This is a genomic window from Streptomyces sp. NPDC043870, from assembly GCF_056435785.1.
Window position 1 is genome coordinate 113,861 of sequence record NZ_JBWKDT010000026.1, and the last position, 8,554, is coordinate 122,414.

Below are 8,554 nucleotides of genomic sequence, written 5' to 3' on the forward strand. Positions count from 1 at the left end.
ACGTTACCTCCGGTGCGCCACTATGAGGTAACTCGTTACCGGTAAGCGCGCGTCACCGGTAACCTCGCAGCCGTACGAAAGGAAGCACCATGGCCATCGCCACCGTGGGAGCCGTCGTCCTGGACTGCCCCGACCCCCGCGCACTCGCCGCCTTCTACGCAGAAATCCTGGGCGCCCAGGTGGAGGCCGACGACGACAGCTGGGTCGACCTCAAGGGGTACGAGGGCACGCCGCTGGCCTTCCAGGCCGCCCCCGGCCACGTACCGCCGCAGTGGCCCGCGTCCGACGCCTCACAGCAGTTCCACCTCGACCTGGCCGTCGAGGACCTGGACACGGCGGAGGCCCAGGTGCTCGCCCTGGGTGCGAAGCCGCTCGACACGGAGGACCGCTCACGCAGCTGGCGGGTCTACGCCGACCCGGCCGGCCACCCGTTCTGTCTCTGCGCCTGCTGACGCTCGCGCGAGCACTACACGTACGACACGTACGAGACGTCAGGCGCGGGGCCGGCCCATCGCCCGGTACGTCCAGCCCGCCTCGCGCCACTTCGTACCGTCCAGCGCGTTCCGCCCGTCCAGCACGATCCGGCGGGACGCCACCGCACCCAGCGCCGCCGGGTCCAGCTCGCGGAACTCGCGCCACTCCGTCAGGTGCAGCACCACGTCCGCCCCGCGCACCGCCTCCAGCGCGCTCTCCGCGTACCCGAGCGTCGGGAAGACGCGGCGCGCGTTCTCCATGCCCTTCGGGTCGTAGACCGTGACCTGGCCGCCCTGGAGATGGATCTGCCCGGCGACGTTCAGCGCCGGCGAGTCCCGTACGTCGTCCGAGTCCGGCTTGAACGTGGCACCGAGCACCGCGACCCGCGTCCCCAGGAAGGAACCGCCGCCCACGGCCTCACGCGCCAGCTCCACCATGTGCCCGCGGCGCCGCATGTTGATCGAGTCGACCTCGCGCAGGAACGTCAGCGCCTGGTCCGCGCCGAGCTCACCCGCGCGCGCCATGAACGCCCGGATGTCCTTCGGCAGACAGCCGCCGCCGAAGCCGATACCGGCCCGCAGGAACTTCGCACCGATCCGCTCGTCGTGGCCGATCGCCTCCGCGAGCTTCGCCACATCGCCGCCGGCCGCCTCGCACACCTCCGCCATGGCGTTGATGAACGAGATCTTCGTCGCCAGGAACGAATTCGCGGAGGTCTTCACCAGCTCCGCCGTCGGGAAGTCCGTCACGACGAACGGCGAGCCCTCACCGACGGGCGTCGCGTACACCTCGCGCAGCACCTTCTCCGCGCGCTCGCTCGCCACACCCGCCACGATCCGGTCCGGGTGCAGCGTGTCCTGGACGGCGAAGCCCTCGCGCAGGAACTCCGGGTTCCACGCCAGCTCCACACCCTCCGGTGCCCGCTCGGCGAGCAGTCCGGCCAGCCGGTCGGCCGACCCCACCGGCACGGTCGACTTGCCGACGACGAGCGCCCCGCCCTTCACGCGCGGCGCGAGCGAGTCGAATGCGGAGTCGACGTACGACATGTCACACGCGTACTCGCCGTGCTTCTGCGGGGTGTTCACGCACACGAAGTGCACATCGCCGCCGAATTCCTCGAGCTCGTCCCACGACGTCGTGAAACGCAGCCGCCCGCTCGCCCCCGCGATCCCGGCCACATGCTTCGAGAGCAGTTCCTCGAGTCCCGGCTCGTACATCGGGACCCGGCCGGAGGCCAGCATCTCGATCTTCTCCGGGACGACGTCGAGACCGAGGACCTCGAAGCCCAGCTCCGCCATGGCCGCTGCGTGTGTGGCGCCGAGATATCCGGTGCCGATCACGGTGATCTTGAGGGCCATGTAGTGCTCCTGAGAGGGACGGAGGGACTGCGCGCCCGAGCATAACCGGGCAGGGGCAAGGGCATTTTTCCGCTGTCAGCAAGCTCACGTATGCCTGGTCGGGGCAGGGCTACTAAAATTTGAGTTACTTAACGGTAGTTAGCGTTCTTGGGGAGTGAGAGACCTTGGCAGGATCGGCCGATTTCGATCTGTACCGCCCGTCCGACGAGCACGACATGCTCCGTGAATCGGTCCGCTCCCTCGCCGAGGCGAAGATCGCGCCGTTCGCCGCCGCGGTCGACGAGGAGGCCCGCTTCCCGCAGGAGGCCCTCGACGCCCTGGTCGCCTCCGACCTGCACGCGGTGCACGTGCCGGAGGAGTACGGCGGCGCGGGCGCCGACGCGCTCGCCACCGTGATCGTGATCGAGGAGGTCGCCCGCGTCTGCGCCTCGTCCTCCCTGATCCCCGCTGTGAACAAGCTGGGTTCGCTGCCGGTGGTCCTCTCCGGCTCCGAGGAGCTGAAGAAGAAGTACCTGGGCCCGCTCGCCAAGGGCGACGCGATGTTCTCGTACTGCCTCTCCGAGCCGGACGCGGGCTCCGACGCCGCCGGTATGAAGACCAAGGCCGTCCGCGACGGCGACTTCTGGGTCCTCAACGGCGTGAAGCGCTGGATCACCAACGCCGGCGTCTCCGAGTACTACACGGTGATGGCCGTCACCGACCCGACCAAGCGCTCCAAGGGCATCTCGGCCTTCGTCGTCGAGAAGGGCGACGAGGGTGTCTCCTTCGGCGCCCCGGAGAAGAAGCTCGGCATCAAGGGCTCCCCGACCCGCGAGGTCTACCTCGACAACGTCCGTATCCCCGCCGACCGCATGATCGGCGCGGAGGGCACCGGCTTCGCCACCGCCATGAAGACCCTGGACCACACCCGCATCACCATCGCGGCCCAGGCCCTCGGCATCGCGCAGGGTGCCCTCGACTACGCCAAGGGCTACGTCCAGGAGCGCAAGCAGTTCGGCAAGCCGATCGCCGACTTCCAGGGCGTTCAGTTCATGCTCGCCGACATGGCGATGAAGCTGGAAGCCGCCCGCCAGCTCACCTACTCCGCGGCCGCCAAGTCCGAGCGCCTCGACGGCGACCTGACCTTCTTCGGCGCCGCGGCCAAGTGCTTCGCCTCGGACGTCGCCATGGAGATCACCACGGACGCGGTGCAGCTCCTCGGCGGCTACGGCTACACGCGCGACTACCCGGTCGAGCGCATGATGCGCGACGCCAAGATCACGCAAATTTACGAAGGCACGAACCAGGTTCAGCGGATTGTGATGGCAAGGAACCTTCCGTAACGCATCAGCAAGCCCCCCGGCACATCCCGTGCCGGGGGGCTTGCGCGTTCTCAGACCGTTCTGGCCGGTCTCAGACCGCCCGGGCCAGCTCGAAGCTCCCGGTGTTCATGTCCGTGCAGAGGGCCCGGCAGGCGGCGAAGAGGCCTTCGAACTCCGGGTGGCTCCGCCAGGACTTGAGGGAGTCGAGGTCGCGCCACGACGAGAACGAGACGAAGTGCGTGGGGTCGTGCCGGTCGCGGATGAGCCGTGCCCAGAGGAATCCGTCGACGTACTCTCTGGTCCAGGTCAGGAACTCCGTCCAGCGTTCCAGGAATTCCTCGGCCTTCCCGTCGGCCACCTGCCAGTTCCCCGAGGCCCAGTACCGGCTGACGTCCGCCATCGCGCTCACCGCATTCCATGATCGCCGTACTGGCAGCGTAGGGCGGCCAGGACGGGCGCGCGAGGCGGACGCCGGTGGGGCTACCAGGTCCTGCACGGTGCCTGCCCTGGTTCCCCGTGACGGTGACCTCAGTTCCCGGTGACGGTGACCTTCTCGTCGTTCTTGATCTGGTTCACGAGCTGCCTGACCTTCTCCTTGTCCCAGACCAGGTTGCCGCCGCGGCTGCCCGAGATCGGCATGTTCAGGGAGGTGCCGTCGCCGCCGTTGATGCCCTTCATCGCGAAGAACATCTCACCGAGGTCGAACAGGGACATGTCCTTGTCGACGACCAGGGTGTCCAGGCCGGAGCCGAGGGTCGGGTAGAGCTTGAACGGGTTGAGGATCGTGCCGGGCGTCGCGGCCTGGTTGGCGAGGGCCGCGAGGAACTTCTGCTGGTTCTTCGTCCGGTCCAGGTCGCTGCCCGCGAAGGCGTAGCGGGTGCGGACGAAGGCCAGGGCCTGCTCGCCGTTGAGGGTCTGCTTGCCGGCCTGGAAGTCGGCGCCGGACTTCTTGTCCTTGAAGGCCTTCGGGATGTCCATCTCGACACCGCCGAGGGAGTCCACGATGTTCGCGAAGCCGGCGAAGCCGATCTCCGCGTAGTGGTCGATCCGCAGGCCGGTGTTGTGCTCGACGGTACGGACCAGCAGCTCGGGGCCGTCCTCCGCGTAGGCCGCGTTGAGCTTCACCCGGCGGCCCTCGGCCGGGAAGGTCTTGCCGGACTCCGAGCCCACGAAGGACGGTATCTCCACGTCCGAGTCGCGGGGGAGCGAGATCATGGTGTTCCCGCTGCCGCAGGCCGCGAGGATCATCATCGAGTCGGTGCGCTTGCCGTCGGCCGAACCCGTGTGCAGCTTCTTCTTGTCCTCGGCCGTCAGGCCCTCACGGCTGTCGGAGCCGACGATCAGGTACGTCGTGCAGTCGCCCTCCTCCGGCCGGTCGATGACCTTGGAGAGGTCGACCTCGCGGCGCATCTTGGAGTCGGCCCAGAAGTAGGTGCCTATGGACACACCGAGCACGGCGACGAGCAGGACGGCCGACCCGACCTTGAGGCGGCGGCGCCAGTCGGGCGCCGGGCGGTAGTCCCCGGGGGGCGCGTCGTAGCCACCGCGACCACCGCCCCCGGGCGGCGAGCCGTAGACCTGGCCCGTGTTGTAGCCGCTGTCGTACGGGGCGTCGTACCCGTCGTCGTACCCCTGCGACTGCTGCTGCGGAACGGGTCGTCGCTGCACATGGCGCATCGCGCGAGCGCCCTCGGGTGCACCGTGGCTGCCGCGTCCGTATCCATCGGGCCAATCATTCATGCGGAACAGTGTGCAGGTGAGGTCCGCCCGACTGACAGGGCGGGTGAGAAATCGCACCGGGGCTGTTGCGAAGCTGATGCAATGCATCGGCGCGCAGGTCCGCGCATAGGGTGGAGGGCATGACAGATCAGGCCCAGCGCCCGGAGGGCAATATTCCGGGTAAGCCCACCTCGGCTTCGCGTACGACCCTCAGCCACATCATGACCGGCAGTGACACCAACCTCCTCGGGACCGTGCACGGCGGCGTGATCATGAAACTGGTGGACGACGCGGCAGGGGCCGTCGCCGGCCGGCACTCGGGCGGGCCCGCGGTCACCGCCTCCATGGACGAGATGGTCTTCCTGGAGCCGGTCAGGGTCGGGGACCTGGTCCATGTGAAGGCACAGGTCAACTGGACCGGCCGGTCCTCGATGGAGGTCGGCGTGCGCGTGCTGGCCGAGCGCTGGAACGAGTCGACGCCGGCGACGCAGGTCGGCTCCGCGTATCTGGTCTTCGCCGCCGTCGACGCGGACGGCAAGCCGCGCCAGGTGCCTCCGGTGGTCCCGGAGACGGAACGCGACAAGCGCCGCTACCAGGAGGCGCAGATCCGGCGCACCCACCGGCTGGCCCGCCGCCGCGCGATCAAGGAGCTCCGCGAGAAGCGCGCGGCAGAGGGCTACGAGGACTGACGCCCTCGCGATCCCGGGGCCTTCCGGCCCCGGGCCCCGGTGCCCGTCCTCGGACTCCCCCGGAGCTTCGCCCGGGGCCCGCTCCGTCGGTCAGTTGCAGAGCACCTGGTCGCCGGTGACGGCCTCGAAGGCGCCCTGGGGGCGGGGGGCCTCGGCGCGGACCGGGATCACCTTGGTGAAGCCCGAGCCCGCCGTCACCTTGAGGGTCGCGCCCTGGCCGTGGACGGCGCGGAGTTCGCAGCCCGGCAGGGCCACGGCAAGGGACCTTGCCGAGCGGTCCCAGCGCGGGTCGTACGAGACGAGTGTGCGCTTCACATCGTGGCGGTCGTCGTTGCGCGGCACCCGGGTCGTGTTGAACCCGGTCGCCCGCAGGGCGGCGTCCACGCGCGCGCCGAGGCCGTCCAGCCGAGTCCCGTTGTAGACCTGGACCCGGATCTGCTTCGGCGGTACGTCGATGATCTTCGACGGCTGCACCCCCGGCTTCTCCGGGCGGCGCGGCGCCAGCGGCTTGTCGTCGCGCAGCGCCTGGAAGAGCCGCTGGGACTTCACCGGGTCCCACTTCACCGTCGAGCCGATGCCGTTCACCGGGTAACTGACGTCCCCTACGGGGACCGACGTGAACTCCGACGACGCCGGTGTGAAGCCCCGCATCGCCTTGCCGAGCGTGAGCATCTCGTCCGTACCGAACCCCTTGTCCGCCCGTACCGCGTTGAGCATCGCCGAGCCGACCTCGCGGAACTTCACGGGATTCAGCAGCACCCCGCTGCTGGTGGCCCGGTGGATCAGCGCCGCCATGAAGCGCTGCTGGCGCTGCATCCGGCCCAGGTCCGCCGCCCCGTCGATATGGCGTGAGCGTACGTACTGCAACGCCTTCCCGCCGTCCAGCGTGTGCGTGCCCGCCGGCAGGTCGAGTCCCGTGTACGAGTCCTTCAGCGGCCGGGCCGTACAGATCTCCACCCCGCCGATCGCGTCCACGGTCTTCATGAAGCTGGTGAAGTCGACCTCCAGATAGTGGTCGACCTTCACCTTCGTCATGTGCTCGACGGTCCGCACCGTCAGCGCGGGCCCGCCCTCCGCGTACGCCGCGTTGAGCTTCAGTGCGTGCTTGCCGTGGTGCTTGCCGGTGGTCACGTCGGTGTGGGCGGGGATCTCCGTGTACGAGTCCCGCGGCAGGCTCACGACGCTCGCGCGCTCCCGGTCCGCGGAGATGTGCACCAGCATGATCGTGTCGGTGCAGCGGCAGGGCGCGCCGCCGAGCCGGTACTTGCGGCGCTCTTCCTTGGTGATCCTGTCCCGCCCATCGGTGCCGACGAGCAGGATGTTCATCCCGTTCCCGGCCTCCGGCCGGTTCTTCATGTCCTTGAACGGGTCGACCCGCCCGATCCCGCTGTCCAGCCCCGTCACCAGGGTGTGACCGATACCACCCACCCCCAGCACCAGCACCGAGAGCGACGTCGCCATCCGGATGCCCCAGCGGGGTCGCGCGACCTGCCGTCCGGCGGGCGGCCGTGGCCGGGCGCCGTGCGGTCCGGGTCGTGCTGCCGTCGGCCTCGGCCGGGCCGCCGCCGGCCTCGGTCGGGCCGCCGCCGGTCGCGGACGGGGCGAGCGGGGCGGTGTGGGCACGAGGGGCACCTCCGCGGGGTGGCAGACCGTGATCCCGAGAACCGTAGGCCCATACGATCTGCGGCACCGGGAGCGGACCGGGCGGCGCGCACCGGTGTCCCCCGTTCGCGGTAACGTGGCGGGCGATACTGCCGTCTCCCGGGACGACCCCCGGACCCCGAGGAAGCCATGCCCGCCCCCACCCCCGCCGTTTCCGTGATCATGCCGGTCCTCAATGAGGAGCGGCATCTGCGCGACTCGGTCCGTCACATCCTGGAGCAGGAGTACGACGGTGAGATGGAGGTGGTCATCGCGCTCGGCCCGTCCACGGACCGTACCGACGAGATCGCTGCCGAGCTCGTACGCGAAGACCCCCGCGTCCACACCGTGCCGAACCCCACCGGGCGTACGCCGGCCGCGCTCAACGCCGCGATCAAGGCGTCCCGGCACCCGATCGTGGTACGGGTCGACGGTCACGGCATGCTGTCGCCGAACTACATCGCGACCGCCGTCCGGCTCCTTGAGGAGACCGGTGCGCAGAACGTCGGCGGCATCATGCACGCCGAGGGCGAGAACGACTGGGAGCACGCGGTCGCGGCCGCGATGACCTCGAAGATCGGTGTCGGCAACGCCGCGTTCCACACCGGCGGCGAGGCGGGCCCGGCCGAGACCGTGTATCTGGGTGTCTTCCGTCGTGCGGCGCTGGAGCAGCAGGGCGGGTACAACGAGGAGTTCATCCGGGCCCAGGACTGGGAGCTGAACTTCCGGATCCGCGAGGCCGGCGGACTCATCTGGTTCTCACCGGAGTTGAAGGTGCAGTACCGGCCGCGGCCGTCCGTGAAGGCGCTCGCCAAGCAGTACAAGGACTACGGCCGCTGGCGCCATGTCGTCGCCCGCTACCACTCCGGTTCGATCAACCTCCGCTATCTCGCTCCGCCGACCGCCGTCTGCGCGATCGCCGCGGGCCTGGTGGTGGGCGCCGCGGTCAGCCCGCTCGGCTTCGTGATCCCCGTCGGCTATCTCGCGGCGATCACCGCCGGATCGGTTCCGGCGGGCAAGGGTCTGCCGTTGAAGGCCCGGCTGCAGATCCCGGTCGCGCTGGCCACGATGCACATGTCGTGGGGCTTCGGCTTCCTGACCAGTCCGCGATCCCTGGCGAACAAGGTCATCGCGAGCCGCCGCCCGGCGGTCACGGCACCGACGGCCTGACGACCGGAAGTCTGGCGAGCTACGGCCTGACGACTGGCAGCCTGAGAGCTACGGCCTGACGACCTACGGTCCGACGAAAACGCCGCGGGGGGGGGGGGGGGCGGGGGGGGGGGGGGGGGGGGGGGGGGTGGGGGGGGGAGAGGGGGGGGGGGGGGGGGGGGGGGGGGAAGGAGGGGGGGGGGGGGGGTACCGCCCTTCTTTG

8 protein-coding genes are annotated in these 8,554 nt (G+C 69.8%); 4 read left to right on the top strand and 4 right to left on the bottom strand.

Annotated features, from left to right (window positions below; all coding sequences use genetic code 11):
* Positions 1-89 precede the first annotated feature (89 nt).
* Positions 90-452, top strand: a complete 363-nt coding sequence (locus AC0699_RS27370; protein ID WP_478665177.1) for a VOC family protein — start codon at positions 90-92, stop codon at positions 450-452.
* A 39-nt stretch (positions 453-491) separates the two neighbouring features.
* On the opposite strand, the gene AC0699_RS27375 is transcribed toward AC0699_RS27370, so the two are convergent.
* Positions 492-1,832, bottom strand: a complete 1,341-nt coding sequence (locus AC0699_RS27375; RefSeq protein WP_478665180.1) for a UDP-glucose dehydrogenase family protein — start codon at positions 1,830-1,832, stop codon at positions 492-494.
* Positions 1,833-1,996: 164 nt separating this feature from the next.
* On the opposite strand from AC0699_RS27375, the gene AC0699_RS27380 reads away from it, so the two are divergent.
* On the top strand, positions 1,997-3,154 hold the full coding sequence (locus AC0699_RS27380) for an acyl-CoA dehydrogenase (RefSeq protein ID WP_478665184.1): 1,158 nt from the start codon (positions 1,997-1,999) through the stop codon (positions 3,152-3,154).
* Positions 3,155-3,224: 70 nt separating this feature from the next.
* Here AC0699_RS27380 and AC0699_RS27385 read toward each other — a convergent pair whose 3' ends face one another.
* Both AC0699_RS27385 and AC0699_RS27390 read right to left on the bottom strand, forming a co-directional pair.
* A complete protein-coding gene (locus AC0699_RS27385) occupies positions 3,225-3,533 on the bottom strand; it encodes an antibiotic biosynthesis monooxygenase family protein (RefSeq protein ID WP_478665205.1) in 309 nt (102 codons plus the stop codon).
* A gap of 128 nt (positions 3,534-3,661) precedes the next feature.
* Complete coding sequence (locus AC0699_RS27390) at positions 3,662-4,873, bottom strand: LCP family protein (RefSeq protein ID WP_478665186.1); 1,212 nt, start codon at positions 4,871-4,873, stop codon at positions 3,662-3,664.
* Positions 4,874-4,992: 119 nt separating this feature from the next.
* On the opposite strand from AC0699_RS27390, the gene AC0699_RS27395 reads away from it, so the two are divergent.
* On the top strand, positions 4,993-5,541 hold the full coding sequence (locus AC0699_RS27395; RefSeq protein WP_478665187.1) for an acyl-CoA thioesterase: 549 nt from the start codon (positions 4,993-4,995) through the stop codon (positions 5,539-5,541).
* Positions 5,542-5,631: 90 nt separating this feature from the next.
* Here the strand turns inward: AC0699_RS27395 and AC0699_RS27400 are convergent, their stop codons facing one another.
* Positions 5,632-7,164, bottom strand: a complete 1,533-nt coding sequence (locus tag AC0699_RS27400; RefSeq protein ID WP_478665190.1) for an LCP family protein — start codon at positions 7,162-7,164, stop codon at positions 5,632-5,634.
* A 168-nt stretch (positions 7,165-7,332) separates the two neighbouring features.
* On the opposite strand from AC0699_RS27400, the gene AC0699_RS27405 reads away from it, so the two are divergent.
* Positions 7,333-8,352: a glycosyltransferase family 2 protein gene (locus AC0699_RS27405; RefSeq protein WP_478665191.1), complete on the top strand. Its 1,020-nt coding sequence runs from the start codon at positions 7,333-7,335 to the stop codon at positions 8,350-8,352.
* Positions 8,353-8,554: the final 202 nt, after the last annotated feature.